The organism is Sphingomonas sp. (assembly GCF_019635515.1).
In the GTDB taxonomy this organism is placed as follows: domain Bacteria; phylum Pseudomonadota; class Alphaproteobacteria; order Sphingomonadales; family Sphingomonadaceae; genus Sphingomonas.
In genome coordinates this window covers 504,994-531,341 of sequence record NZ_JAHBZI010000001.1, presented here as the reverse complement: position 1 = coordinate 531,341, position 26,348 = coordinate 504,994, and the positions used below count along the sequence as shown (strand labels likewise).

Annotated in this window: 25 protein-coding genes and 1 tRNA gene; 12 read left to right on the top strand and 14 right to left on the bottom strand. The window is 66.3% G+C overall.

Translation table 11 applies throughout. The annotated features are described in order from the left end of the window. The first annotated feature begins 44 nt into the window (after positions 1 to 44). The 5 genes from infA (at position 45) to KF730_RS02690 (ending at position 2,477) form a co-directional block, all read left to right on the top strand. Positions 45 to 263 carry a translation initiation factor IF-1 gene (infA, locus tag KF730_RS02710; protein ID WP_003049127.1) on the top strand — a complete coding sequence of 73 codons (219 nt, stop codon included), beginning with the start codon at positions 45 to 47 and terminating at the stop codon, positions 261 to 263. A 222-nt stretch (positions 264 to 485) separates the two neighbouring features. After that, complete coding sequence (locus tag KF730_RS02705; protein WP_294092083.1) at positions 486 to 1,052, top strand: nucleoside triphosphate pyrophosphatase; 567 nt, start codon at positions 486 to 488, stop codon at positions 1,050 to 1,052. A gap of 165 nt (positions 1,053 to 1,217) precedes the next feature. Further along, entirely contained in the window at positions 1,218 to 2,162 is a 945-nt protein-coding gene (locus KF730_RS02700; RefSeq protein ID WP_294092081.1) for a ribonuclease, read from the top strand. Beyond that, complete coding sequence (gene yacG / locus KF730_RS02695; RefSeq protein WP_365972893.1) at positions 2,162 to 2,347, top strand: DNA gyrase inhibitor YacG; 186 nt, start codon at positions 2,162 to 2,164, stop codon at positions 2,345 to 2,347. The genes KF730_RS02700 and yacG overlap by 1 nt, the downstream gene beginning before the upstream one ends. A 54-nt stretch (positions 2,348 to 2,401) precedes the next feature. Further along, positions 2,402 to 2,477 (top strand) — tRNA-Phe (locus KF730_RS02690). Between the two features lie 14 nt (positions 2,478 to 2,491). Here the strand turns inward: KF730_RS02690 and KF730_RS02685 are convergent. Continuing rightward, complete coding sequence (locus tag KF730_RS02685) at positions 2,492 to 3,376, bottom strand: haloalkane dehalogenase (RefSeq protein ID WP_294092078.1); 885 nt, start codon at positions 3,374 to 3,376, stop codon at positions 2,492 to 2,494. Positions 3,377 to 3,493: 117 nt separating this feature from the next. Here KF730_RS02685 and KF730_RS02680 point away from each other — a divergent pair, with 117 nt between their 5' ends. The 4 genes from KF730_RS02680 to KF730_RS02665 all read left to right on the top strand — a co-directional run bounded on the left by KF730_RS02680 (position 3,494) and on the right by KF730_RS02665 (position 9,949). Further along, positions 3,494 to 5,122 (top strand): sulfatase-like hydrolase/transferase, encoded by a 1,629-nt coding sequence (locus tag KF730_RS02680; protein WP_294092077.1) that lies wholly within the window; start codon positions 3,494 to 3,496, stop codon positions 5,120 to 5,122. Next, positions 5,122 to 5,706 (top strand): TetR/AcrR family transcriptional regulator, encoded by a 585-nt coding sequence (locus tag KF730_RS02675; protein WP_294092075.1) that lies wholly within the window; start codon positions 5,122 to 5,124, stop codon positions 5,704 to 5,706. Before KF730_RS02680 ends, KF730_RS02675 begins: the two co-directional genes overlap by 1 nt. A gap of 97 nt (positions 5,707 to 5,803) precedes the next feature. Continuing rightward, positions 5,804 to 6,745, top strand: coding sequence for a hypothetical protein (locus KF730_RS02670; protein WP_294092073.1), 942 nt, complete (start codon positions 5,804 to 5,806; stop codon positions 6,743 to 6,745). A 102-nt stretch (positions 6,746 to 6,847) separates the two neighbouring features. Continuing rightward, positions 6,848 to 9,949 carry a PAS domain-containing sensor histidine kinase gene (locus KF730_RS02665; protein WP_294092071.1) on the top strand — a complete coding sequence of 1,034 codons (3,102 nt, stop codon included), beginning with the start codon at positions 6,848 to 6,850 and terminating at the stop codon, positions 9,947 to 9,949. Here the strand turns inward: KF730_RS02665 and KF730_RS02660 are convergent. The 11 genes from KF730_RS02660 to KF730_RS02610 are packed head-to-tail and all read right to left on the bottom strand — an operon-like array spanning position 9,936 to position 18,013. Beyond that, positions 9,936 to 10,403 (bottom strand): GreA/GreB family elongation factor, encoded by a 468-nt coding sequence (locus KF730_RS02660; protein WP_294092070.1) that lies wholly within the window; start codon positions 10,401 to 10,403, stop codon positions 9,936 to 9,938. The two genes, KF730_RS02665 and KF730_RS02660, sit on opposite strands and share 14 nt — an antisense overlap. Then, entirely contained in the window at positions 10,400 to 10,756 is a 357-nt protein-coding gene (locus KF730_RS02655) for an iron-sulfur cluster assembly accessory protein (protein ID WP_294092068.1), read from the bottom strand. Before KF730_RS02655 ends, KF730_RS02660 begins: the two co-directional genes overlap by 4 nt. A gap of 40 nt (positions 10,757 to 10,796) precedes the next feature. Then, positions 10,797 to 11,255, bottom strand: coding sequence for an SUF system Fe-S cluster assembly protein (locus KF730_RS02650; protein WP_294092066.1), 459 nt, complete (start codon positions 11,253 to 11,255; stop codon positions 10,797 to 10,799). Beyond that, positions 11,252 to 12,499 (bottom strand): cysteine desulfurase, encoded by a 1,248-nt coding sequence (locus KF730_RS02645; protein ID WP_294092064.1) that lies wholly within the window; start codon positions 12,497 to 12,499, stop codon positions 11,252 to 11,254. Before KF730_RS02645 ends, KF730_RS02650 begins: the two co-directional genes overlap by 4 nt. Further along, complete coding sequence (locus tag KF730_RS02640; protein ID WP_294092063.1) at positions 12,496 to 13,623, bottom strand: SufD family Fe-S cluster assembly protein; 1,128 nt, start codon at positions 13,621 to 13,623, stop codon at positions 12,496 to 12,498. The genes KF730_RS02645 and KF730_RS02640 overlap by 4 nt, the downstream gene beginning before the upstream one ends. Continuing rightward, positions 13,620 to 14,363: a Fe-S cluster assembly ATPase SufC gene (sufC, locus tag KF730_RS02635; RefSeq protein ID WP_294095670.1), complete on the bottom strand. Its 744-nt coding sequence runs from the start codon at positions 14,361 to 14,363 to the stop codon at positions 13,620 to 13,622. The genes KF730_RS02640 and sufC overlap by 4 nt, the downstream gene beginning before the upstream one ends. 51 nt (positions 14,364 to 14,414) lie before the next feature. Continuing rightward, a complete protein-coding gene (locus KF730_RS02630; RefSeq protein ID WP_294092062.1) occupies positions 14,415 to 14,930 on the bottom strand; it encodes a hypothetical protein in 516 nt (171 codons plus the stop codon). Then, on the bottom strand, positions 14,927 to 15,169 hold the full coding sequence (locus tag KF730_RS02625; protein ID WP_294092061.1) for a hypothetical protein: 243 nt from the start codon (positions 15,167 to 15,169) through the stop codon (positions 14,927 to 14,929). Before KF730_RS02625 ends, KF730_RS02630 begins: the two co-directional genes overlap by 4 nt. Next, complete coding sequence (gene sufB, locus KF730_RS02620; protein WP_294092059.1) at positions 15,166 to 16,629, bottom strand: Fe-S cluster assembly protein SufB; 1,464 nt, start codon at positions 16,627 to 16,629, stop codon at positions 15,166 to 15,168. The genes KF730_RS02625 and sufB overlap by 4 nt, the downstream gene beginning before the upstream one ends. Beyond that, positions 16,629 to 17,057 carry an Rrf2 family transcriptional regulator gene (locus tag KF730_RS02615; protein WP_294092058.1) on the bottom strand — a complete coding sequence of 143 codons (429 nt, stop codon included), beginning with the start codon at positions 17,055 to 17,057 and terminating at the stop codon, positions 16,629 to 16,631. Before KF730_RS02615 ends, sufB begins: the two co-directional genes overlap by 1 nt. A 53-nt stretch (positions 17,058 to 17,110) precedes the next feature. Further along, positions 17,111 to 18,013 carry a helix-turn-helix domain-containing protein gene (locus tag KF730_RS02610; protein ID WP_294092056.1) on the bottom strand — a complete coding sequence of 301 codons (903 nt, stop codon included), beginning with the start codon at positions 18,011 to 18,013 and terminating at the stop codon, positions 17,111 to 17,113. Positions 18,014 to 18,273: 260 nt separating this feature from the next. On the opposite strand from KF730_RS02610, the gene KF730_RS02605 reads away from it, so the two are divergent. From KF730_RS02605 to KF730_RS02595, 3 genes are read left to right on the top strand one after another with little or no spacing between them, the layout of a single operon-like run. After that, positions 18,274 to 19,251 (top strand): quinone-dependent dihydroorotate dehydrogenase, encoded by a 978-nt coding sequence (locus KF730_RS02605; RefSeq protein ID WP_294092054.1) that lies wholly within the window; start codon positions 18,274 to 18,276, stop codon positions 19,249 to 19,251. A gap of 45 nt (positions 19,252 to 19,296) precedes the next feature. Then, entirely contained in the window at positions 19,297 to 21,015 is a 1,719-nt protein-coding gene (gene ggt, locus KF730_RS02600) for a gamma-glutamyltransferase (protein ID WP_294092052.1), read from the top strand. A gap of 43 nt (positions 21,016 to 21,058) precedes the next feature. After that, positions 21,059 to 22,870: an AMP-dependent synthetase/ligase gene (locus KF730_RS02595; protein WP_294092050.1), complete on the top strand. Its 1,812-nt coding sequence runs from the start codon at positions 21,059 to 21,061 to the stop codon at positions 22,868 to 22,870. A gap of 10 nt (positions 22,871 to 22,880) precedes the next feature. Here the strand turns inward: KF730_RS02595 and KF730_RS02590 are convergent, their stop codons facing one another. Both KF730_RS02590 and KF730_RS02585 read right to left on the bottom strand, forming a co-directional pair. Continuing rightward, positions 22,881 to 23,267 carry a hypothetical protein gene (locus KF730_RS02590; protein WP_294092049.1) on the bottom strand — a complete coding sequence of 129 codons (387 nt, stop codon included), beginning with the start codon at positions 23,265 to 23,267 and terminating at the stop codon, positions 22,881 to 22,883. 63 nt (positions 23,268 to 23,330) lie between these two features. Further along, entirely contained in the window at positions 23,331 to 26,240 is a 2,910-nt protein-coding gene (locus KF730_RS02585) for a M16 family metallopeptidase (RefSeq protein WP_294092048.1), read from the bottom strand. Positions 26,241 to 26,348: the final 108 nt, after the last annotated feature.

Sequence of the window (26,348 nt, the reverse complement as noted above, 5' to 3'; positions counted from 1 at the left end):
ACCGCGATTTTACGCGGCATACTTTACATCCGAGAGGCATATTTTTGGCCAAAGAAGAACTCCTTGAAATGCGCGGCCAGGTCGTTGAGCTTCTGCCCAACGCCATGTTCCGCGTCCGGCTCGAGAACGATCACGAGATCCTCGGCCACACCGCCGGCAAGATGCGCAAGAACCGCATTCGCGTGCTGGTCGGCGACGAAGTGCTCGTCGAGCTCACGCCCTACGACCTGACCAAGGGTCGTATCACCTACCGCTTCAAGTGACGGTCTGAAGGCCGTCATCCTGAACCTGTTTCAGGATCCAGGGTGCCGCGGGCGGTATCGAGCAAGTGATCGGTTCAGATTGTTCTCCTGCGAAAGCAGGCGCCCAGGGTCACAAGCGCTGCGCCCGGTCACCTGGACTCCCGCTTTCGCAGGAGAACGATACTGGTTCGAACCGGATACGCACCATCTCGATCCGGGTCGGCATGACGGAAGACTAGGTAATTGAAGCTCGTCCTCGCCTCCACATCGCCGCGTCGGCTCGATCTGCTCAGGCGGATCGGGATCGAGCCCGCGCGCGTCGCCGCGCCCGACATCGATGAGGATCCGCTGCCCGGCGAATTGCCGCGCCCCTATGTGCTGCGCATCGCGATCGCCAAGGCGATGGCGGTCGAGCGCGCGGCGGACGAGATCGTGCTGGCGGGCGACACCACCGTCGCGGTCGGCAGGCGCATCCTCGCCAAGCCCGAGGACGAAGCCGATCTGCGGCGGATGCTGGCGCTGCTCTCCGGCCGCCGCCATCATTGCTATTCGGCGGTCTGCGCGATCGGCGCGGACGGCAAGGCGCGCACCCGCATCTCCGACACCATCGTCGCGTTCAAGCGGCTGACCGCGCAGGAGATCGACTGGTACGTCGCCAGCGGCGAAGGCATGGGCAAGGCGGGCGGCTACGCGATCCAGGGCAAGGCCGAGGCGTTCGTGCGCTTCCTTTCGGGCAGCCATTCGGGCGTTGTCGGCCTGCCGGTGTTCGAGACGCGGGCATTGCTGCTGAGCGCCGGACTGGCGATCTAGCCGCGTTATTTGCTGTCCTACACGGCGGCAAAGTGGCTATGCCGCGTCCCATGTTCGCAACTGACAGCGCCGGCTTGTTTTCTGCAAACGCAATTATCTTTCGCGGTCGCGCAACGGAATTGCACAACCACCGTGAAAAGCGTGAAGCTGGGCCGGGAATCTCCTATGGCTGAGTGGCTGTACGAGGCCGGGATCGGCGAGAATCGCGCGGCCCTGGTTTCGCGCGGGGTGATCTGGAAGGCGCGGATCGAGCTTGAGGGTTCGGGTCCGCGCGAAGGCAGCGTCATGGAAGCGCGGATGACCGATCGCTCGACCGCGCGGATCACGCTTGCCGATGGCGGAGAGGCGCTGTGCAACCCCCTGCCCAAGGTGACGCAGGGCGGCCGCTTCCATGCGCTGATCGTCCGCGAGGCGATTCCCGAACCCGGCCGCCCCAAATTGCCCAAGGCGGTACCGGCTGACCTGCCGCTCGGGCCCGGCCCCGATCTGCTGGCACGAATCACCGCATCCGGCCTGCCCGTCCGCATGATGCGCGCGCATGCGCCCGATGCGCTCGAGGAAGCCGGCTGGTCCGAAGTGCTTGAGGAAGCGATCAGCGGCGAGATCGCCTTCGCCGGCGGCGCGCTACGATTGTCGCCGACCCCGGCGATGGCGCTGTTCGACGTCGATGGCCCGGCGCCGCACGACGCGCTCGCCGTCGCCGCCGCGCATGCCGTTGCCCGCGCCTGCGAACGGCTCGGCATCGCCGGCTCGATCGGCATCGACTTCCCGACCCTCACCAGCAAGGCCGCGCGCCAGGCGGTGGCCGAGGCGATCGACGCCGCGCTCCCCCAGCCGTTCGAGCGCACCACCGTCAACGGCTTCGGCTTCCTCCAGATCGTCCGCCGCCGCACCCGGCCGTCGCTGCCCGAATTGCTGCGCATGGATCCGGTCGGCGCCGAGACACGCGCCGAGCTGCGTCGCGCCGAACGCCTTTCGCCGCCGCTTCCGGCCACCTATCTTGTCAGTCAGCGCATCGCGCGCCGCCTCGCCCAGCAGCCGGCCTGGACCGCCGAGCTGGCGCGGCGGATGGGCGGGGCGATGCAATTCCTGCCCGCCAAGGAGCAATGATGGCCAAGCGCACCGGCTGCCCGATCTGCGGCCAGCCCACTTCCGACGAATTCAAGCCATTCTGTTCGCGCGGCTGCAAGGATCGCGACCTGCTGCAGTGGCTGGGCGAGGGCTATCGCGTCCCCGGCGAGCCCGTCGACCCCGAAGCATTTACCGGGGTGGACAGCGGACGAGACCCTGACTAAGAGCGCGCTTCCGGCGTTCGCCCGGAGACATAAGTCCCCGGCTTTGCCGGACGGGCCCGGGTAGCTCAGTTGGTAGAGCATGCGACTGAAAATCGCAGTGTCGGCGGTTCGATTCCGTCCCCGGGCACCACTTTTCCCGATCGCCTAGACGCTCCGCGCCACCGCGATGATGTTGGTGGCGAAACCGCCCGGATCGTCTTCCTGGATAAAATGCCCGCCATGCAGCGTGGCGTGGCTTTGCCCGGCCGTGCCCGGAACGCGCTCCCTGAACACGGCATCGGCGCCGCGCGTGATCGGATCGCCATCGCTGAAGCAGCAGCGGAACGGCTTGTCCCAGCCCTCCAGCACCGACCAGGCCCTTTCCTGATCGGCATTGGCGACGTTCGGACCCAACGGGACCAGAGCGGGAAATAGCCGCGCCGCGACCTTGTGCGCGCGGCTGGGAAACGGCGCGTCATAGGCGCGGCGCTCGGCGTCGGAGAGGCGCCGCTTGGTGCCCGCCTGGACGATGCGGCCGATCGGGAACAACGGGCTCCAGCGGGCGAAGCCGCGCCAGATCGCGAACGCGCGCGGCGCCGGCTGCCCGGCGGGCAGGCCGCCATTGCTCAGGACCACACCCGCGAATCGCTCCGGCATTTCCGCGACCAGCCGCAGCCCGATCAGCGAGCCCCAATCCTGACAGGCCAGCACGATATTGCGCAGGTCGAGCGCCTCGATCCATTCGCGCATCCAGCGCACCTGCGTCGCATAGCTATAGTCGTCGCGCCGCGCCGGCTTGTCCGACCGGCCGAAGCCAATGAGGTCGGGTGCCACGGCGCGGAACCCCGCGGCGGCGATCGGCCCGATCATGTGGCGGTACAGATACGACCAGGTCGGCTCGCCATGCAGCATCAGCACCACGGTCGCGTCGCGCGGGCCCTCGTCGATGTAGTGGACGCGCAGCCCGCCGGATATCTCGGCGAAATGCGGGCCGAACGGGAAATCCGGCAAGCTGGCAAAGGCAGTATCGGGCACGCGAAGGATTTTCATGCTGTCCCCTTTCCGGCAACAGAGCATGCCAGCGATATTGGCACGGTCAATGCCAAAAGATTGCAGTACGGCTTTCCGGTGATAGACTGTCGCACTTGATCGCTGGGGAGGGATTGCATGAAGCTGCGATACAAGGCCTTGCTGGGTGCTGCCGCGCTGGCCGCTGGCGGCGCCTATCTGGCGAAGGACTATGTGCTGCTGCACCTGCCGGGCTGGATGGCTCCGCGTGTCGAGGCGTTTCGCGAGATCGCGTGGCAGGCTGGCCCGGATCGTCCCGCCGCTCCCGCCGCAGTGCGCCCGCCCAATGTCATCCTGATCGTCGCTGACGATCTCGGCTTCAACGATATCAGTCTCAATGGCGGCGGCGTCGCGGGCATGCCGACGCCGAACATCGATGCGATCGCCAGAAACGGCATGTCCTTTTCGCAAGCCTATGCCGGCAACGCCACTTGCGCACCATCGCGCGCGGCGTTGCTGACCGGGCGCTATCCGACCCGCTTCGGCTTCGAATTCACCCCCACCGACACCCGCTTCGCCCGCACCATCGCCGGCTTCCCCACCGCCTGGGAGCACAAGACGATCTTCGACGAGAACGCCGCGGCGAACGACCCGCCACCCGACAGCAAGGGCATGCCGGCATCCGAAATCACGATCGCGGAGCAAATGCGCTCGCGCGGCTATCACACGCTCCACCTCGGCAAATGGCATCTTGGCGGTTCGCCCGGCATGCGGCCCGAGCAGCAAGGGTTTGACGAGAGTCTTGGCTTCATCATCGGCGGGCAGATGTTCCTGCCGGAACACGATCCCAACGCTGTCAATTCGAAGCAGGATTTCGATCCGATCGACAAATATATCTGGGCGAACCTGCCGTTCAGCGTGCAGTATAATGGCGGCCAGCGCTTCCACCCGGATCGCTACATGACCGACTATCTCACCCATCAGGCCGAACGCGCGATCGACGCCAATCGCAATCGCCCGTTCTTCATGTACCTCGCCTACAACGCGCCGCACACGCCGCTCCAGGCGCTGAAGTCGGACTATGACGCCCTGCCCCGGATCGCCGACCACCGCACCCGCGTATATGCGGCGATGATCCGCGCGCTCGATCGCGGTGTCGGACGGATCCTGGCGAAGCTCCGCGCCGACGGGCTCGACAACAATACCCTCGTCATCTTCACCAGCGACAATGGCGGCGCGCACTATATCGGCCTGCCCGACATCAACCGGCCGTTCCGCGGCTGGAAGGCGACCTTCTTCGAAGGCGGCGTCCGGGTCCCGCTCCTCATGCAATGGCCCGGCCATATCGCGCCAGGCTCGCGAATCGAAACGCCGGCCAGCCACTTCGATATCTTCGCCACCGCCAGCGCCGCCGCGGGCGCGAAACTGCCGGCGGACCGGGCGATCGACGGCATCGATCTGCTGTCCGCCACCCATGCCGCGCCACGGCCTCTGTTCTGGCGCAGCGGCGCCTATCGCGTGGTGCGCGATGGCGACTGGAAGCTGCAGCTGCTCGATCTGCCGCGTCAGGCGCTGCTGTACAATCTCAAGGAAGACCCGACCGAACGGCGCGATCTCGCCGCCGCCCGGCCCGAGATCGTCCGCCGCCTGACCGCCGAGATCGCCGCCTTTGATGCGCTGAGCGTGAAGCCATCCTGGCCGGCGATGATCCGGTCGCCGATCGCCATCGACCGCCCGCTCGGCACCAAACCCGTCGCGGGCGAAGCCTATAGCTATTGGTCGAACTGATGCGCCATACGGGCGCGTTCGAAGCCGATGGCCGCCGCCAGCGCGCGCAGAGCAGCCGCGCGCGGATCGTCGATGCGATGCTTGCGCGGATCGCGGCCGGTGACATCTCGCCGACCGCGGAAGCGGTGGCAAGCCGCGCCCAGGTCGGGTTGCGGACGGTCTTCCGGCACTTCCGCGACATGGACAGCCTGTACGCCGAAATGGGCGAGCGGATGGCCGCATCCTATGCCGATTGGGATACACCGTTTGCGGCGGCCGACTGGCGCGGACAGCTGGACGAGGCTTGCGAGCGGCGCACTGCCACCTTCGAACGGTTGATGCCGTTCAAGCGCGCCGCCGACGCGCATCGCCATATGTCAGCCTCGCTGCAACAGCGTCACACCGCGCTGCTGGCAGCGATGCGCGCGCGCCTGCTGGCGCTGTTGCCCACACGCCTTGCCGAAGACGAAGTGGCGTTCGAGGCGATCGACCTCGCACTCAGCTTCGAAGCCTGGCAGCGCCTTCGCATCGATCAGGGCAGATCGCCTGAGGCCGCAAAGGCGATTGTGCGGCATATGCTCGAACACTTGATCGAACGGCGCTGAGGCGGCGCCCGGTGCCCCCCATCGCGGACTGCTTGCTCCGTTTCGCCACTACTCTAATATTTTCCTGATTTTTCCACGGAGCGAGGCCGCGAACGCGTTGAAATCGGAGGAGGATCGCTTTCAGAATGCGGCGGCGTACCGGCCGTTCGCGCGGATCGCGGTGCGTGGCGTCGCCGAATATTGCCTGCATTTCTGCGCCGCGCTGACGCGACATTTCGACGGCGATATCGATATCGGCCTGCTGTTTGTGACCTTGCTGCGCCGCGCCGATCTCGATGGCACCGGCATCGGCACGATGGCGCCGACCAGCATCAGCGCGCTGAGCCGCTCCACAAAGCGTCCGTTCGAGACGATGCGCCGGCTGTGCAACCGGCTGGTGGCGATGGGGCTTGTCGAGCGCTGCGAGGCCGGCCCGTTCGTGCCCGATCATGTCGTGACGCAGCCGATGGTTGTGGCGCTTCGCGCCGCTTGCCACGATTACATGATCAAGATGATCGAGGACTTCGTGACGCTCGACTACCCGCTGCCGGTGGTGCGGGGCACGGGCGTTTCGCGCGCCACCATCGAGCGTGCGGCGATCGACACGCTGATGCACGCGTTCGAGTTCGGCGTTCCGCCGCATCCGACGCTCAACTGGCAGCGGCCCTTCCTCTATGTCTCGCTGATGACGGGGAACGCGCGGCGTTATACCTTCGATCACGGGCTCGCGCATCGGTATGCCGATATCTATTCGCCGCCGCCGGACGCGTTACGCACGCCCATCGGCGCCAGCGTCCTCGCCCGCGCCGTTGCCATTCCCTATTCGACGGTGCGCAACAATCTCGAGGCGATGGTCGTCGATGGCATATTGGAGCGCACCCCCAAGGGCTATCTGATCTCGATGGCGTGGATGCAGCGCCCCGAGCTGGCAGCCGCCGGCGCGGCGGTCGCGGCGCAGCTTGACCGCGCACTCCGCGGGCTGGCCTATGGCGGTTTCCCGATGGACGCGCCCGCGACGGCATATTGGCGGGGGCGGCCGCCGCTGATCGCGTTCGACTGACCGGTCATTCCCAAATCGGGAATTCGTTGCGGGAACGCAATAGGCCTGACCGCGTTGAACGCCTTTACGGCGACTTCTTCGCCGGAACAGAGATCGGCCCGCATGGACGGCAAAGGCGCCGGCTTTCTCAAGGGGGGAGGCCAGCTAGGGGATTTGATCGCGGCGTTCGACTGGTCGAAGACCAGCCTCGGGCCGATCGACACTTGGCCCGCAGCGATGCGCGCGCAACTGGGCATGATGCTGCGCTCGCCGATCCCGATGGTGACGCTGTGGGGCGAGCCCGGCGTGATGATCTATAACGATGGCTATTCGGTTTTCGCGGGCAAGCGGCATCCCCAGCTTCTCGGCATGGACGTGCGCGAGGCATGGCCCGAGGTCGCCGATTTCAACGACAATATCGTCAAGACCGTGTTCCGCGAGGGCAAGACGCTTTCCTATACCGAGCAGGAACTGGCGCTCGACCGCCGCAACGGTCTCGAACCCGCCTGGCTCGATCTCGATTATTCGCCGGTGATCGACGAGAACGGCACCCCGCTCGGGGTGATCGCGATCGTCGTGGAGACCACCGAGAAGGTGCTCGCCGACCGCCAGCTCAACGACGAGCGGATGCGGCTGGCGCAGATGTATGAACAGGCGCCAAATTTCATGGCGCTGCTCGAAGGCCATGAGCATCGCTTCGTGATGGCCAATCCGGCATATCGCCGCATCGTCGGCGGGCGCGAGGTCCTCGGCAAGACCGTCGCCGAGGCGCTGCCCGAAGCGGTCGATCAGGGCTATGTGGCGTTGCTCGACCAGGTTTTCGCCAGCGGAGAGGCGCTGGCGCTCACCGCCGCGCGCTTCGACATGGGCCCGCTCGGCGAGCGCTTCGTAGACTTCGTCTACCAGCCGATCGCCGGCGCCGATGGCCGGATCAACGGCATCTTCGTCGATGGCGTCGACGTGACCGAGCGCGTGCAGGCGCAGGACGCGATCAACGCCAGCGAAGCGCAGTTCCGCACCTTCGCCCAGACGATGCCGAACCATGTCTGGACCGCGCCGCCGACCGGGCTGCTCGACTGGTTCAACGATCGTGTCGTCGAATATAGCGGCCGCAGCGCAGACGCATTGCGCGGGCAAGGCTGGGCAGCAATCGTCCATCCCGACGACCGCGAAGTGGCGGGCGCGCGCTGGGCGCGCTCGATCGAAACCGGCGAGGACTACGAAACCGAATTCCGCATCGAGCGCGGCGATGGCCAGTATCGCTGGCATCTCGTGCGGGCGCTGCCGATCCGCGCCGATGACGGCCGTATCCTGCGCTGGATCGGCTCCAACACCGACATTCACGACCAGAAGCTCGCCGAGGCCGAGACCGCGCGCGACCGCGACCGGATGTGGACGCTGTCGCAGGATCTGCTGCTGGTCTGTGACTATGACGGGGTCATCACCGCCGTGAACCCGACCGCGACGCGAATGCTCGGCTGGCAAGAGCCCGAGATGCTCGGCAAGCGGCTGAGCGACTTCGTCCATCCCGACGATCAGCGCGCGACCGAATCCGAGATCGCCGGGCTCGCGCGGGGCGACAAGACGCTCGCTTTCGAAAACCGCTGGCGCTCGGTCCACGGCACCTACCGGCTGCTCGCCTGGACCGCGGTGCCCGAAGATGGCCGCGTCCACGGCGTTGGCCGGGACATCACCCAGGAACGCATGCTGGCGCGCGAGCGCGAGCGGATCTGGAACCTGTCGCCGGTGGTCAAGCTGGTCGTCAATCTTGACGGCGTGGTCTTCGCGGTGAACCCGTCCTGGACGCGGCTGCTCGGCTGGAGCGAACGCGAGACGATCGGGCGCGACGTTCGCGATTTCATCGATGCCGAGGATGTCGGCAATGCGACACGCAACCTCGGCACGCTCGCCGAAGGCAAGCCGCTCGACGAGCATGACACGGTGTTCAAGACCAAAAGCGGCGAGCGCCGGACCATCGCCTTCACCAGCGTGCCCGAGGCGGACATGGTCTATGGCTTCGGCCGCGACGTGACCGCCGAGCGCGAGGCCGCCGAAGCGCTGGCGACCGCCGAGGAAGCGCTGCGCCAGTCGCAGAAGATGGAGGCTGTCGGCCAGCTGACCGGCGGCATCGCCCATGATTTCAACAATCTGCTGCAAGGCATCACCGGCAGCCTCGAGATCATCGAGCGCCGCGTCTCGCAGGGGCGCCTGACCGAGATCGGCCGCTTCCTCGCCGGCGCGACGACCGCCGCCAATCGCGCCGCCGCCCTCACCCATCGCCTGCTCGCCTTCTCGCGCCGTCAGCCGCTCGATCCGCGCCCGGTCCGCGCCAATCCGCTGGTCGCTTCGATGGAGGACCTGCTCCGCCGCACGATCGGCGAGCGGATCGAGCTGGAGCTGGTATTGGCGGGCGGGCTGTGGCTGACGCTCTGCGACCCCAACCAGCTCGAAAACGCGATCCTCAACCTCGTCATCAACGCCCGCGACGCGATGCCCGAGGGCGGCAAGCTGACCATCGAGACCTGCAACGCCCATCTCGATGACGCCTATGCCGCCCGCCAGCGCGACGTGAAGCCCGGCCAATATGTCTGCATCTGCGTGACCGACACCGGTACCGGCATGGATGCCGACACCATCGCCAAGGCGTTCGAACCCTTCTTCACCACCAAGCCGATCGGCCAGGGCACCGGGCTTGGCCTGTCGATGATCTATGGCTTCGCGCGCCAGTCGGAGGGCTATGCCAAGATCTATTCGGAGGTCGGCGAGGGCACCACCTTCAAGCTCTATCTCCCGCGCCACCGCGGCCATGCCGAGGGCGAGGAGGAAATGCCGCAGCTGAGCGAGGCGCACGTTACCGATCAGGGCGAGGTCGTGCTGGTCGTCGAGGACGAGCCGGTGGTGCGCGGGCTGATCGTCGAGACGCTGAGCGAGCTCGGCTATCGCGCGATCGAGGCCGCCGATGGGCCCAAGGGTGTCGAGATATTGCGCTCGAAGAAGCGGATCGACCTGTTGGTCACCGATATCGGGCTGCCCGGGCTGAATGGCCGGCAGGTGGCGGATGCGGGGCGCGAAGTGCGGCCGGGGCTGAAGGTGCTGTTCATGACCGGCTATGCCGAGAACGCGGCGCTGGCCTCGGGCTTCCTTGAGCCCGGCATGACGATGATCACCAAGCCCTTCGCGATGGAAGCGCTGGCGACGCGCATCCGCGGGATTATCGAGGGATAAGCTCCACCGCGACTATTTCGATCGCTTCGGTCCTGCCGTTGAAATCGACCCGCTCGCCTTGCTCGCCGCCAATCAGCACTTGCGCGAGCGGGGCCGCGAATGAGACGCGATCCGCCGACGGATCGGCTTCGTCATGACCGACAATGTCGATGGTCCGCACCTTGCCGGCGAGCTTGATCGTCACCCGCGAGCCTATGCCGGCGACGCCTTCTTCCGGCGGTGGCGCGATCTGGGCGGTGGTGCGGCGGGTCTGCCAATAGCGCAGTTCGCGCTTGAGCGCCTCGCGTGGCTCCTCTTCCTGCTCTGCGGCAATCGCCGCCTCGAGTTCGGCTTCCCTGGCTTCGATCAGCGCTAGCCCGCGCGCGGTGACCATGTTCGGTCCGACGGGCAGCGGCAGCTCGAATTTGGGTTCCTTATGGTCCTCGTCGCTCTCGCGACGAAAGGCGACGCTCATACCGTGAAGCTCTCGCCGCAGCCGCACGCGCCCTTGGCGTTGGGATTGTTGAACACGAAGCCCGCGGCGAAATCGTCCTCGACCCAGTCCATCGTCGAGCCGATGAGGTACAGGATCGAGCCGCCATCGACATAGAGCGTGCCGCCGGGCGTAACGATCTTCTCGTCGAACGCCTTGGCTTCGGTGACATAATCGACCGAATAGGCCAGCCCCGAACAGCCGCGGCGCGGGGTCGAGAGCTTGACTCCGATCGCCTCGGCGGGCGCCTTCGCCATCAGATCGGCGATGCGCGCCTCGGCGCTGGGCGTGAGATTCAGAGCCGCCGGGCGTTCGCGAATTTTGGCTTCCGTCATCGTCTTCTCCAAGCCCCTCTCCCGAAGGGAAGGGGCTTTTTCACAACATCCCCAGTTCGAGCTTAGCATCGTCGGTCATCTTCTGCGGATCCCAGGGCGGATCCCAGACGAGATTGACTTCGGCATGGCCGACGCCGGGCACCGAGCCGACGCGCAACTCGACTTCGGCGGGCATCGACTCGGCGACGGGGCAATGCGGCGTCGTCAGCGTCATCGTGACGGCGGCATGGCCGTCATCGGTGACTTCGACGCCATAGATCAGCCCGAGATCGTAGATGTTTACCGGGATCTCGGGATCGTAGATATCCTTGAGCGCGGCGATGATCGCCTCATAGACTTCGCCGCCGGGCTCTCCCCCGGACAAGGGCTGCGGCTTCTGCGCGAGGAAGCCCGCGAGATAATCCTTCTTGCGTTCAAACCCCTCGCGCGCATCCTCGACACGCGCCTTGGGCGGCGGAGTCACCGCATCCACCTGCTCGATTTCGAACTTGTCGCTCACCCGAAGATCCTCGTCACTCGCTCGATACCCTTGATCAGCGCGTCGATATCGGCGGCGCTGTTATACACCCCGAAGCTCGCCCGCGCGGTTGCCGGCACGCCCAGCGCCTCCATCAGCGGCTGGGCGCAATGATGCCCGGCGCGGATCGCGACATTGCCCTCATCCAATATGGTGGCGACGTCGTGCGGATGCACCCCCTCGACCGCGAAGCTGACGATCCCTGCGGCATCGTCGGGCCCGAACAGGCGAACGCTGTTGAGCTTCGAGAGCGCCTCGCGCGCCTGGCGGACCAAGGCGGTCTCATGGGCGTGGATGCGATCCAGCCCGATGCCCTCGACATAGTCGATCGCGGCATGCAGCCCGACGACGCCGACGATATGCGGCGTGCCCGCCTCGAACCGGCCCGGCGGCGGCGCGTAGGTCGTGCCGGCAAAGCTGACCCGGTCGATCATCGATCCGCCGCCCTGATAAGGCGGCATCGCGTCGAGCAGCTCGTAGCGGCCCCACAGCACGCCGATGCCGGTCGGGCCGTACAGCTTGTGGCCCGAGAAGACGTAGAAGTCGCAGTCGAGATCGACGACATCGACAGGCATGCGCGGCACGGCCTGGCAGCCGTCGATCAGAATCTTCGCACCGACCGAATGCGCCAAGGCGGCAGCGCGCTTCACGTCGAGCACCGAGCCGAGCACGTTCGAAACATGCGCCAGCGCGACCAGCTTGTGATCGGGGGTCAGCATCCGCGCCATCGCGTCGAGATCGATGCGCTGCTCCCGATCGAGCGGGACCACGTCGATCTCGGCGCCCGTCTTTTCGGCGATCATCTGCCACGGCACGATGTTCGAATGATGCTCGAGCGTGGAAAGCAGGATGCGGTCGCCGGCCTTGAGCTGGGTGCCGGCCCAGCTCTGCGCGACGAGATTGATCGCCTCGGTCGCGCCTCGGACGAAGACGATCTCATCCTCCCGCGCGCCGATGAACTTGGCAGTGCGCTGGCGGGCCGCCTCGTAAGCGAGCGTCATATCGGCCGAGCGCTGGTACACGCCGCGATGCACCGTCGCATAGGTCTCGCCATAAGCGCGGTTGATCGCTTCCAGCACGGGCTTCGGCTTTTGCGCGGTCGCGGCGGTATCGAGATAGGCCCAGCCGGCGGGGATCGCCGGAAAATCGGCGAGGACGTCCAAAGGCTCCCCTCCCGCTTGCGGGAGGGGTCGGGGGAGGGCCTGTCCCAGAGAAACGCCGGTCATTGTGACACGCCCTCCCCTAGCCCCTCCCGCAAGCGGGAGGGGAACTGATTGCCCTCCAACCAGCGATCCGCATCCACCTCGAACACCTCGCGCACATCATCCTCGCCGATCCGCGCCAGTGCGTCGGCCACAAATGCCCGCGTCAGCATCGCCGTGGCGCGAGCTTCGTCGATGCCGCGCGACTGGAGATAGAACAGCGCACGCTTGTCGAGCTCGCCGACCGTGGCGCCGTGCGCGCATTTCACATCGTCGGCGAAGATTTCAAGTTCGGGCTTGAGGTTCACTGTTGCGGTCCGCTGCAACAAAAGCCCGCGCAAGGATTGCTCGCCGTCGGTCTTCTGCGCGCCGCGCGCGACTTCGACGCGGGCGGCGAGGCTCGCCATGGATTTGTCCGCCGCCACCGCCCGCCAGATCTGGCGCGAGCTGCCGTCGGTTTCCTCGTGCCGCACCGATACCGCGCATTCCTGGCGCTGCGATCCGCGCGTCAGCAGCGCGCCGCCCATTTCGGCGAATGCGCCCTTGCCGGTCAGCGTCAGCGCGCCGTCGATGCGCGTGCCCATGCCCCCGGCGCCGAGGAAGATCGAGACCAGACTCGCCGCCTCACCGATCTCGGCCTCGTCGCGGATCGAGACGAAGCCCTTGTCCTGCAACAGCCGCACCGAACGCATCATCCGGGCGCCCTTCGCCAGCGAGATCGTCGCGATCCGGTTGGCCCAGCCCAGTCCGGCATAGGTTTCGACCACCGATGCCACCGCATCTTCGCCGAGCACGATCCTGGCGGGCACATGGCTTTCGCCGCCCGAACCGAGATGGACGATCTGGATGCCCGTCACGGCTGCTTCCGCATCGAGCGACAGCATCCAGCCCTCGCCCCCCGCACGACCGCCTAGCGGATGCGCGCTATCGGGAACGATCCGGCCAACCTGCACCGGGCCGGGGCGGCTGTGCGCGGGCTCGAATGTGCCGTCGACGAACAGCAAGCGCGGGCCGTCGAGATCGAGGAACAGCGACGCGGGATCGATATTCGAAGTATGCGGTTCGACTCCAGCCGCCGCCTTGAGCGCCGCCATGTCGGACCAGCGCCATTCCTCCTGCTTGGGAGAAGGAAGTTCGAGCGTGGTCACGCCGCCACCGCTCCATAGCCTTCGCGCTCGAGCTGGAGCGCCAGCTCGGGGCCGCCGCTGCGGGTGATGCGGCCGGCTTCCAGCACATGGACGAAGTCCGGCTTCACATAATCGAGCAGGCGCTGGTAGTGGGTGATCAGGATCACCGCCTTGTCGGGCGCGCGCATGATCCGGTTGATGCCGTCGCCGACCGCCTTCAACGCATCGATGTCGAGGCCGCTATCGGTCTCGTCGAGGATCGCCAGCTTCGGGGCGATAATCCCCATCTGCACCATCTCGTTGCGCTTCTTCTCGCCGCCCGAAAAGCCGACATTGACCGGGCGCTTGAGCATCTCCTGATCCATGCCCAGCGCATCGGCCTGGGCGCGGGCGAGCTTGAGGAACTCGCCGCCCGACAGAGCGGCCTCGCCCCGGCCCCGGCGCTGGCTGTTGAGCGCCTCGCGGAGGAACTGGACGTTGGAGACGCCGGGGATCTCGACCGGATATTGGAAGCCGAGGAACAGCCCCGCCGCGGCGCGCTCGTGCGGCGCCATTTCGAGCAGGTCAGCCCCCATGAAGTCGACGCTGCCGCCGGTCGGCTCATAACCCGGGCGCCCGCCCAGCACATAGCCGAGCGTCGATTTGCCGGCGCCGTTCGGGCCCATGATCGCATGGATCTCGCCCGCATTCACGCTGAGGCTCAGGCCCTTGAGGATTTCCTTGCCGTCGATTTCGGCACGGAGATTGTCGATTGCGAGCATCATTGTCCGTTCACGTTGAAGGTTCGTCGCGGGTCCGCCGCCGGCCGGGGATCACTTGTCTTCGACATTGCCGAACCGGATCACGGGGCCGCTGCCCTCATTTTTGGGCGGGGGCGGAAGTTTCTTGGCACGCTGGCGGTCGCTATCGGGATCGTCATGCGCGAGCGCCGGGCCGAGCGTGCCGGGCAACGGCGCCGGCTTGGGCTGAACCAGCTTGGGCATGTCGAACACCGGCGGCTGCGCGGTGCCGAGAGCGCCCTTCAGCCCGCCGATCGCCGAAGGCTCGATCGCCGTCAGCGCGACGCAATCGGTGACCTGATCGGCGGTCTTCTCATAGCAGACCGGCGTCGCCTGACAGGCGTTGGTGTCGCGCTTCTGGCTGCCGCTCGAAACCATGATCCGGCAATTGCGCAGCTTGTTGTCGCTGCCCTTGTCGAACAGCATCGTCGTGGTGCCATAAGTCGCCTTGACGACGATCTCGTCATATTGGTCGTCTTCCGCCGGGGCTGTGGCGACGGGCTTGGGTACGTCCTGCGCGGCGAGGAAAAGGAGGAAGGCGGCGATCATCCGACCGCACTCCACAACAACAGCCCACCCACGATGATGAGCCCGGATGCGCCGAGCAGGTTCATGACTAGAGTTGCTGAGAACATGGTATTCGGCGCACCCGCCGCCTGTTCACCCGCCAGGCCTTTGCCAGAGGCATCGCTGAACACGAACGCCTTCCCGCCCAGTGCATACCGCAGAATCCGACAAGCAGAGTAAAGGCCCATCACCACTAAGAGGAGACCACCGGCGAGGATCACCCGACCGACCCTTCCAGCGAGATCCCCAGCAGCTTCTGCGCCTCGACCGCGAATTCCATCGGCAGCTGCTTGAGCACCTCGCGGGCGAAGCCATTGACGATCAGCGCCACCGCAGCCTCGGAGTCGAGTCCGCGCTGCATCGCGTAGAACATCTGGTCTTCGCTGATCTTCGAGGTCGTCGCCTCATGCTCGATCTGCGCCGAGGGGTTCTTGACCTCGATATAGGGCACGGTGTGCGCGCCGCACTGGTCGCCGAGCAGCAGGCTGTCGCACTGGGTGAAGTTGCGGACATTCTCCGCCGCCGCATTGACCAGCACGCGGCCCCGATAGGTGTTGTTCGACTTGCCCGCCGAGATGCCCTTGGAGACGATCGTCGAGCGGGTGTTCTTGCCGATATGCAGCATCTTGGTGCCGGTGTCGGCCTGCTGATGGCCGTTGGTGACCGCGACCGAATAGAATTCGCCGACCGAGCCGTCGCCCTGGAGGATGCAGCTCGGATATTTCCAGGTGATCGCGCTGCCGGTCTCGACCTGGGTCCAGCTCACCTTCGAATTCCTGCCGGCGCACAGCGCGCGCTTGGTCACGAAGTTGAAGATGCCGCCCTTGCCGTTCTCGTCGCCGGGATACCAGTTCTGGACGGTTGAATATTTGATCTCGGCGTCATCGAGGGCAACCAGCTCGACCACCGCGGCGTGGAGCTGGTTCTCGTCGCGCATCGGCGCGGTACAGCCTTCCAGGTACGAAACGTACGAGCCCTTGTCGGCGACGATCAAAGTCCGCTCGAACTGGCCGGTATTCTCGGCGTTGATGCGGAAATAGGTGCTGAGCTCCATCGGGCAGCGCACGCCTTCGGGCACATAGACGAAAGTGCCGTCGCTGAAGACCGCGGCATTGAGCGCGGAGAAGAAATTGTCGCGGACCGGCACGACCTTGCCCAGCCACTTCTTCACCAGCTCAGGATATTCGCGGATCGCCTCGCTGATCGAGCGGAAGATGACGCCGGCGCTCTCCAGCTCGGCGCGGAAGGTGGTCGCGACCGAAACGCTGTCAAACACGGCATCGACGGCGACCTTGCGGCTGCCCTCGACCCCGGCGAGCACCTTCTGCTCCTCGATCGGGATGCCGAGCTTCTCATAGACACGCAGGATCTCGGGGTCGACCTCGTCGAGGCTACCGACCTTGGGCTTCGCCTTGGGCTCGGCGTAGTAATAGGCGTCCTGATAGTCGATCTCGGGGATCGCCAGCTTGGCCCATTCGGGCAGTTCCATCGCCTGCCAGGCGCGGAACGCCTTGAGGCGATATTCCAGCATCCATTCGGGCTCGTTCTTCTTGGCCGAAATGAAGCGGACCGTGTCCTCGCTCAGCCCCTTGGGCGCGAACTCCTGCTCGATGTTCGAGCTGAAACCCCATTCATATTTCTTGTTGGCGGCGGCGAGCGCTTCGGCATTCCTGGTAGCCATCATGCGTGCTCCGCCATCTGGACGGGCTGGGCCGAAAGGCTCGCCAGCGACACCCCGGCCAGCGCCCCGCGCACCGCGCCGTTGACCGCCCCCATATGCGGCTTGACCCGGCAGCTATCCTCAACATGGCAATCATGCTTGCCGGCATCGACACAGGCGGTCATCGCGATCGGGCCCTCGATCGCCTCGACGATATCGGCCAGGCTGATCGCCGCGGGCGGGCGCGACAGGCGAAAGCCGCCACCGGTGCCGCGTGTCGATTCGATCAGCCCCGCGCCCGAAAGCTTGCTCACCAGCTTCTGCACCGTCGGCAGCGGCAGACCGGTCTCGTCGGCGAGCAACGTCGCGTTCAACCGGATGCTGCCGCAATGGCGCGCGGCCGCGGACATCATCACCACCGCATAATCGGCAAGGCTCGAAAGACGCATTATTGCGAATGACTCTCAAATCAGATCAATTCGATCCGATTGCGCATGTGGGCCTAGCGGCGCCTGAGGTCAACCGATTCGGGGATTACATCGGGCAGGAAATGGAAGGTCTCGTTATCGAGCGTCACCGCCAGCACCGGATCGATCCCCGACCGCAGGCTGGTCGGGGTATGGCCGGTGAAGTGGCGGATCTCGTTGATCATATGCGACTGATCCGAAAACGGCCCGACGACATCCTCGACCCGAGCGCCTTGATAGATGCGCATCGCCGCGCCGATCGCGCGGAACTTGCGGCGCAGATGCGCGGGGCTTCCGGCGAAATATTCCTTGCACAGCCGCTGCACCTGGCGCTCGCCGATATTCGATTTGGCGCGGATCAGCGCGTAGAGCTGATCGAGCGAGGGATCGCCCCCCGCCGCCCATTCGCGGATCGCGCCGAGGAAGACCAAATGCGCCTTGGGCACCGGCTTGACCTCATATTGGCGCATCTTGAGCAACGGTTCGACCGCCGCGATCATCTCGTCGAGCGTGGTCATCTTGCGCAGCCGCTGGAGCAGCATCGGCGCCTGCTCGCAAAACAGCTTCTCGCCATCGACGATATGATCGGCGACCTTGTCCGCCGGCAGCCCGATCAGCGCCTTCCAGCCGATCGCGCGCAGCGACACACCGAAGCAGTGGAACGGCCCGTTCATACGGTAGCGCGCCGCGGCGGTGCCGGGGCCGTTGACCATGATCGGCCGGGTCTTCTCGACATGGCCATCGGGAAAGGTCACCTCCCCCTCGCCGCGGATCATGAAGCGCAACTGGCCGAGATCGACGCGCTCGACGCCGTCGATGTCCCGCGCGTCGAAGCGGAACAGATAATAGGATTCGACGTGCGGCATCAGCGCGCCGGTCGCGTTGCGTAACTCGATGGTCGGCGCCGGCGCGGCCCGGGCATCCGGATCGTCAATCAACAATCGATCGCTTGCGCCCCGCATGCCGAACCCGCCGCCCCTTGCCGGAATTTTGCCTGTGGTCAGGATACAGGGAACGCGGCGGACAGAAAAGTGGCCCGGCCAGCAAGCCGGCCGGGCCCTGAAGTGAAGGATCCCCTGTTTAAAGCGGGACCCTCGGGTCGCATTTGCCACCTATTCCATTTCGCCAGATGGGGATTGGACGAAACCGACATCCGCGTTTTGACGGAGGGGAATTCAGGTGCGAAAGGCGGCCAGCCATGACCTTTCCGCTCCGTTCCGCACTGTTCACGCTCGACGCCGAACGCGCCCACCGGGCGGCGATCCGGACACTGTCACTCTGGGGCAACATCGGCACGCCTTTTTCGTCCGTTACGGACGATTCCTCGCAAGTTACGATCGCCGGGGTGACCTTCCCCAATCGAGTCGGGCTCGCCGCCGGGCTCGACAAGGACGCCGAAGCGATCCCCGGGCTGCTCGCGCTGGGCTTCGGCGCGGTCGAGGTCGGTACGCTGACGCCGCGCCCGCAGCCGGGCAACCCCAGGCCGCGGCTGTTCCGGCTGGCCGAGGACGAAGCGGTGATCAACCGCATGGGCTTCAACAACAAAGGGATCGACGCCGCGCTCGCCCGCATCGCCAAACTGGGCAAGCGCAAGGGCGTACTTGGCATCAATGTCGGCGCCAACAAGGATAGCGACGACCGCGTCGCCGACTACGCGACCGGCATCGCCAAGGCGGCGCCCCTTGCCGACTATATCGCCATCAACGTCAGCTCGCCCAACACGCCGGGGCTGCGCGACCTGCAATCACGCCCCGCGCTCGATGAGCTGCTCGCCGCCGCCGATGCCGCGCGAGGCGGCACGCCCTTGTTCCTCAAGATCGCACCCGATCTCGACCGCGCCGGAATCGACGGCGCCGTCCGCGCGGCGATCGACAATCGTATCGATGCGCTGATCGTCTCGAACACGACCATCACGCGCCCTCCGCTTGTCTCGCGCAACGCGAGCGAAGCGGGCGGCCTGTCGGGCAAGCCCTTGCGCGACCTGGCGCTCGCCAAACTGATCGAGGCGCGCGAGGCATCGGGCGCCCAGCTCCCGCTGATCTCCGCCGGCGGCATCGATAGCGGCGACGAAGCCAGGCGCCGCGTGGATGCCGGCGCGGCGATGGTCCAGATCTATTCGGCACTGGTCTATAAGGGCCCCGGCCTGGTTCGCGAGATCGTCCGCGCGCTTCGCTGACGTAGCGTCTTTGCCACCGCGCCAAACCGGGCTAATCCTGCGGCCATGAAAAAGCTCGCCATGCTCCTCATCGCCCTGTTCCTGCCATTCGCGGCCATGGCGCAGGGCGTGGTCAGCGCCGCCGATCCCCGCGCCGCGGCGGCCGGCGCCGAGATACTCCGCAAGGGCGGCAGCGCCACCGACGCGGCGATCGCGGTGATGCTCGCGCTCAACGTCGTCGAGCCGCAAAGCGCCGGGATCGGCGGTGGCGCGTTCATCGTCCAGTACGATGCCGGGCGGAAGCGGACGGCCACCATAGACGGCCGCGAAGCCGCGCCGATGGCCGCGGATATGCGCTGGTTCTTCGGGCCGGACGGCAAGCCGCTCAGCCATGCCGATGCCGTCCCCGGCGGGCGCAGCGTCGGCGTGCCCGGAACGTTGCGGGCGATGGCGATGGCGCATCGCCGCGCCGGCAAGCTGCCCTGGGCCGCCTTGTTCGAACCCGCGATCCGGCTGGCGCGGGACGGTTTCCAAGTCTCGTCGCGCCTCAACTTCGCGCTCAACAGCTATGCCGGCCATGTCGAGGCGAGCACCAGGGCGCTGTTCGCCGGCGCCGACGGCAAGCCGCTCGCGATCGGCGCCACCGCGCGCAACCCCGAACAGGCCGATCTGCTCGAGCGCGTCGCCAAATTGGGGCCGGACAGCTTCTATATCGGGCCGCAGGCCGAGAAGCTCGTCGCCCGCGTCAACAATGCCGCGCGCAACCCTTCGAAAATGACCATCGGCGATCTCGCCGCCTATGATGCCAAGGATCGTCCGGCGCTGTGCGGCAGCTATCGCAAGCACAAGATCTGCTCGATGGGTCCGCCGTCTTCGGGCGGGGTCGCGGTGCTGATGATCCTCAAGCAGCTCGAACGCTTCGACATGGCGGCACTCGGCAAGGATTCGCCCGTCGCCTGGCATCTGTTCGCCGAAAGCTCGCGCCTCGCTTATGCGGATCGCGACCGTTATGTCGGCGATCCCGATTATGTGAAGGTCCCGATCAAGGGGCTGCTCGACAGGAAATATATCGCCAGCCGCTCGGCGCTGATCAGCGCCGACCGGTCGATGGCGAGCGTCACCGCCGGCACGCCCCGAGGGGCGCCCAAGCGGATCAGCGTCACGCCCAGCGAAGTGCCCGGCACCACCTCGCTCTCGGTCGCCGACGGCGCCGGCAACATCGCGCAGGTGACGACCACCATCGAGGGCTCGTTCGGATCGGGGCTGTCGGTCGATGGCACGATGCTCAACAACGAGCTCACCGATTTCGACATCGTGCCGGTCAAGGACGGCTATCTCGTCGCCAACCGCGTCGAGGGGGGCAAGCGCCCGCGTAGTTCGATGGCGCCGTCGATCGTCTATGCGCCGAACGGCGAGGTTCGTCTGGCGGTCGGCGCGGCCGGCGGCTCCACGATCATCGCCCAGGTGGCCAAGGCGATCATGGGGGTGATCGACTGGAATTTGCCGGCGCAGGACGCGGTCGCGCTGGGCCTGATCTACGCGCCGGGCGCGACCGCTTTCGTCGAAAAGGGCACCGAGCGCGAGGCGATGGTCCCGGCGCTTGAGGCGTTGGGCGAGCGCGTCCAGGTCATGCCGCTGGGCCTCAAGGCCAATGCCATCGAGCGGGTCGGCGCTGGCTGGGCCGGCGCCGCCGATCCGCGCAGCGAAGGCGTGGTGATGCAGCAGGACGGCAGCACCAGCACGATCACCCGGGTGGGCGCCACGCCGAACCGCCCGGCGGAGTAATACAGGGGAGACGCCGCACAAGCGGCGCTCGGAGAGGGACGATATGCGCAAGCTCGAACGGTTCGAAAATCTCGTCGCGATGTTTTTCGCGCGCGCCCGTGAGAAGGGCGACAAGCCGTTCCTGTGGCACAAGACCGGCGGCGCCTGGCAGCCGACGAGCTGGGCGGACGCCGCGCGGCAGGTCGCCAGCCTCGCCAGTGCCTTCACCGCATTGGGATTGAAGCGCGGCGACCGCGTCATGCTGGTCAGCGAGAACCGCCCCGAATTCTGCATCACCGATCTCGCGATCATGGCGGCCGGCTGCATCACCGTGCCGACCTACACCACCAACACCGAGCGCGATCACCAGCATATCATCGAGAATTCGGGCGCCTGCGCCATTGTGGTCTCGAACACCAAGCTCGCCAAGACTTTGCTCCCCGCCGCGATCCGCGCTTCCTCGGCGCGGATGATCATCGGCATCGACGAGGTCCGCATCGGCCAGCAGGGCGCGCTCGATTTCCATGACTGGCACGATCTGATCGCCAGGCACGACACCCCGGCGAGCGAAGCCGCGGCGCGCGCGGACAGCCTGCTGCGCGAGGACACCGCCTGCATCATCTACACCAGCGGCACCGGCGGAAGCCCGCGCGGCGTGATGCAGCATCACGGCGCGATCCTGCACAATGTCGAGGGGTGCTGCTCGCTGATCTCGGAGGATTTCGGCTGGGAGGACGAAGTGTTCCTGAGCTTCCTGCCGCTCAGCCACGCCTATGAGCATACCGGCGGCCAGCATTTCCCGATCGGGCTCGGCGCGGAAATCTATTATTCCGAAGGGCTGGAGAAGCTCGCCTCGAACATCGAGGAAGTGCGCCCGACGATCATGGTCGTCGTCCCGCGCCTGTTCGAGGTGCTGCGCACGCGGATCGTCAAGCAAGTCGAGAAGCAGGGCAAGTTCGCCAATTACCTGCTCGATCGCGCCGTTTCGATCGGCAACAAGGCGGCGAAGGGCCGCGTGCCGATCACCGACGTGCCGATGAACCTGTTCCTCAACGCCACGCTGCGGCCCAAGCTCGCAAAGAAGTTCGGCGGGCGGATCAAGGCGATGGTCTCGGGCGGCGCGCCGCTCAATCCCGAGGTCGGCAATTTCTTCACTTCGCTGGGGCTGACTTTCCTCCAGGGCTATGGCCAGACCGAGAGCGCGCCGGTGATCTCGTGCAACCGCCCCAAGGCGGGGCTCAAGATGGACACGGTCGGGCCGGCGCTGGAGGGCGTCGAGGTCAAGATCGCGCCCGATGGCGAGATCCTCGTGCGCGGCGAACTGGTCATGCACGGCTATTGGCGCAACGAGGAGGAGACCGCCCGCGTCCTGAAGCCAGACCCGGCGGAGCCCGACAAAGGCCCCTGGCTCCATACCGGCGATATCGGGCTGATCGACGAGAAGGGCCGGATCAAGATCACCGACCGCAAGAAGGACATCATCGTCAACGACAAGGGCGACAATGTCGCGCCGCAAAAGGTCGAGGGGATGCTGACGCTCCAGAACGAAATCGTTCAGGCGATGATCGCCGGCGACAAGCGGCCCTATATGACCGCGGTGATCGTCCCGGATCCCGAATGGACTCAGGAATGGTGCGCGCACTCGGGCAGCAAGTGCGACTTCAAGGAGCTGGCGCACGATCCCGACTACAAGAAGGCGCTTGGCGAGGCGGTCGAGCGGGTCAACAAGGAGCTGTCTGTGATCGAGCGCGTCCGCAAGTTCATCATCGCCGATGGCCCGTTCACGATCGAGAACGAGCAGCTGACCCCGAGCCTGAAGATCCGCCGGCACGTGCTGAAGCAGGCTTATGGCGAAAGGCTGGACGCGCTTTACTGAACCAGAACGATCAGCAGGGCCCGTGCCAGAACAGGCCCGGGCTTACTTCCGACCAGCACTCAGGGAGCATCGACAGGTCCGTCTTCTTGCCGCTGCGCGGGACGCCATAGCCCCAGCCACCGTCAAAACCCGGCCTGGTCGAGATCTCGACACCCCAATCGAAGACGGTCACGGAATATGGCTCGAGCCTGGCGATGGCCGGCGGCCACTTGTCCTGGGGCACCTCGGTCGAACGATCGACCGGATGGACCGGATAGGTGGTCATCAGCATGTCCGACTCGGCCTTGATCGCCTTCAGGCTCGATTGATTCCACGCTGGCCGCGGGCACGAGGACAGCAGCGCCAGTGGCGCAACGACGACCACCAATATGGCGCAGCCGATCCGGTTAAATGCCATGCGCGCAACTCTCCGGTTCCACACCGGCAAGCCTAACCGCGCGGGCGGCATTCCGCCAAGCTGCTACTTCTTGGCCTTGGCCGCCTTCGCCGGCTTGGCCGCTTCCGGCACGATCGCCAGCGTCCAGTCCTTGTCGGGGCGGAGATATTTCACCGCCAGCGCCTGGATTTCCGCAGGCGTCGTCAGGGCGATGTCCTGCCCCAGCGTGTTGACCGCCTCGATCCGCGCCGGATCGCGCGTGCCGCCCTCGACCAGCCGCATCCAGAACATGTTGCCGCTCGACTGGCGCATCAGCAATTGCTTGAGCGGGGTCAGCGCGCGCTCGAGTTCATCGGCATCGACCGGCTTGGCGACGAGATCGGCGGCGATCTCGCGCGACAGCTTGAAGAAATAATCGGTCTTGTCGGCCGGCACCATGCCGAGCGCGATGAGCTTGCCGCCCGAGGCCATGCCGACCGGCCATTGGCTGGCGACGGTGGGCGAATAGCTGATCCCGGCCTGGCTGCGCAGCTGATCGAGCAGCCGGTCGCGCATGATCGCGGCGAGCAGTTCGAGCTTGCGGCTCTCGGTGATGCCGGCGCTGCCGCCACCGGTCGGCCAGGCGATCACCGCCGCGGCCTGATCCGGCTTGCCGGTATGCGTGCGGATCACCGGCTTGGCGACATGCGCGGGAAATTTGACCGGCGGCGCGGCGGCGGTGCTCGCCGGACGCGGCGCGAGCGCGCCAAAGGTGGCGGCAACGGCGTCGACAGTGGCGTTGGCGTCCATGTCGCCAAACACCGAGACCTCGATCGGCCCGCTCGCGAGCAAGGGCTCCCAGAATTTGCGGAACGCTTCGGGAGTGATCGCATCGATCGTCGCACGCGGCGGGATACCCCAGCGCGGATCGTTCGAATGGAGCAACGCGTCCAGATCGCGCGACAACACCGCATCCGGCGAAGCCGATAGTCCGGCATAGCCCGATAGGATGCCTGCACGGGCGCGCAGCACCGGATTGGGATCCCAGCCCGGCGCCGCCAGCTTGGTGGCGAACAGCTTGAGCTGATCGGACAGATCGTCCTTGGTGGTCTGTGCGCTCAGCACGAAAGCGTCGTCGTCGATCGAGAAATCGGCGCCGATCTGGCGTCGCCCGGTGAGCGCGTCGAGCTCTTCCTGGCCATAGCTGCCGATGCCGCTTGCCATCAGCGCCGGTTCGCCGGCCCAGGCCGGGGTCTGGCGATTGGCGGGCAGCGCGTTGAGCCCGCCACCGAAGCGGACGCGGACATAGACCTTGCCCGTCTCCGACTGATCCTGCCGCATCAGCAGCTTGACGCCGTTGGAGAAGGTGACCTGATCGATCTGCACCAGGGGCAGCACCGTCTGGCGCAGCGCCACCACGCCCGGGGCGCCGAGCTTGGGCAGCGCGTCGAAGCTGACATCCCCGACGAACTTGCGGTTGCCGGCCGCCGTGACATTGGCCGATAGCGCCGCCGTCACCTTGGTTAGCACCTTCGCGTCGGGCGCGTGGATATTGACCAGCGCGCGGGTCGCGGTGCCCTCGAAGACGCGCTTGGACGCGGCGAGCACATTCTCGGGCGTGAAGAACTTGCCTTCGATCGCGCCCTTCAGGATGTCGTAGCTGGCTTCGGGCGTCGTAACGGTCTCATTGATGTCGACCGCCTCGGCGAGGTCCTCGGCGATCTTTGCGCCGGCCTCGACCGGCGCGGTGTTGATGCGCTGCTTGAACGCGGCTTCGATCTCGGCGACCTCACGGTCGATCTCGGCCTGGGTCGGCGGGGTTTCCTGCGCGTCGGCGATCACCCCGCGCACATCGCGCAGCGCCGCTTCCCAGTCCTCGCCTGCCGGCAGGACCTGCACCGTGGTGACATTGGCCGAACGCGCGATGTCCGAAAGATCGGCACCGGCGGCGATGAAGGTCCCGCCGGTCCGCGCGCGCGTCTCAAGCCGGCGGTTGATGATGCGGATCGCGACTAGGTCGATCATCCGCTTCTGGTTGAAGATCACCGTGTCGGCGAAGACCGTCCACGGGCGCAGCGTGCTCATCATGACGATCGGTGGAATCGCCGATTCGACGATGCTCGCGGCGACCGGATGGCCGGTGCTCGGCTTGCCGAAATCGGGGGTCTCGGGCGCCGGGCCCACGCCCTTCCAGTCCGAGAAATGCTTGACGACCATCTGTTCGAGGATCGCCGGATCCATGTCGCCGATGACGATCACCACCGCCCGCTCGGGACGATACCAGCGGTCGTGGAACGCCTGGACGGTCTCGGCGGTCGCGCCGTTCAGCGTCTCGACGGTGCCGATCGGCTCGCGCTGGGCGAGCGGCTGGCCGGCGAAGATCAGGTCGAGCTGCGCGTCCTGCATCCGCACCTGCGGCCCCGGCTGCTCGCGCTGCTCGGCGAGCACCACCGGGCGCTCGGCGGTCAGCGCCGCCGGCGTGATCGCCGGGCCGGTCATCATGCCCGACAGGATCTTCATGCTCTCGTCCAGCCCGGTCGTCGTCGCCATCGGCAGATCGAGCTTGTAGGTGGTCGCGGTAAAGGTGGTGCTGGCGTTCGAATCCGATCCGAAGGTCACGCCGAGACGCTGCCAGATCCGCTTCGATTCGCCGTCGGGCACATGGACCGATCCGCGAAAGCTCAGATGCTCGAGCAGATGGGCGAAGCCGCGCTCGCTATCTCGCTCCATCAGCGATCCGGCATCGATCCGCACCCGCACCGAGACCTGCCCCGGCGGCACGCCGTTCTTGCGCACCGCATAGCGCACGCCATTGGGAAGGCGGCCGAATTTCCACGCGTCGTCATGAACGAGGTCGCTGCCCTTGTAGAGCCAGGGATCCTCGGCGGTCTGGACCGGGCGCGGCGCCGGCTGGGCGGCGCTTTGGGGCGCGGTCTGCGCCTGAAGCGCGGCCGGCGCGGCGAGCGTGATGAGGGCAAGGAAGGCGAAATGCGGCAAGCGCTTGATAGGGGGCATGCGGCCTCATCTAGTGGGGAACGCCCTCCCATGCCAGCGCTCACCTTTCGCGCAGGTGTACGGGATTGCCCCCAAATGGCCCGATGCGGCCATGTTTTGGACCCAGCC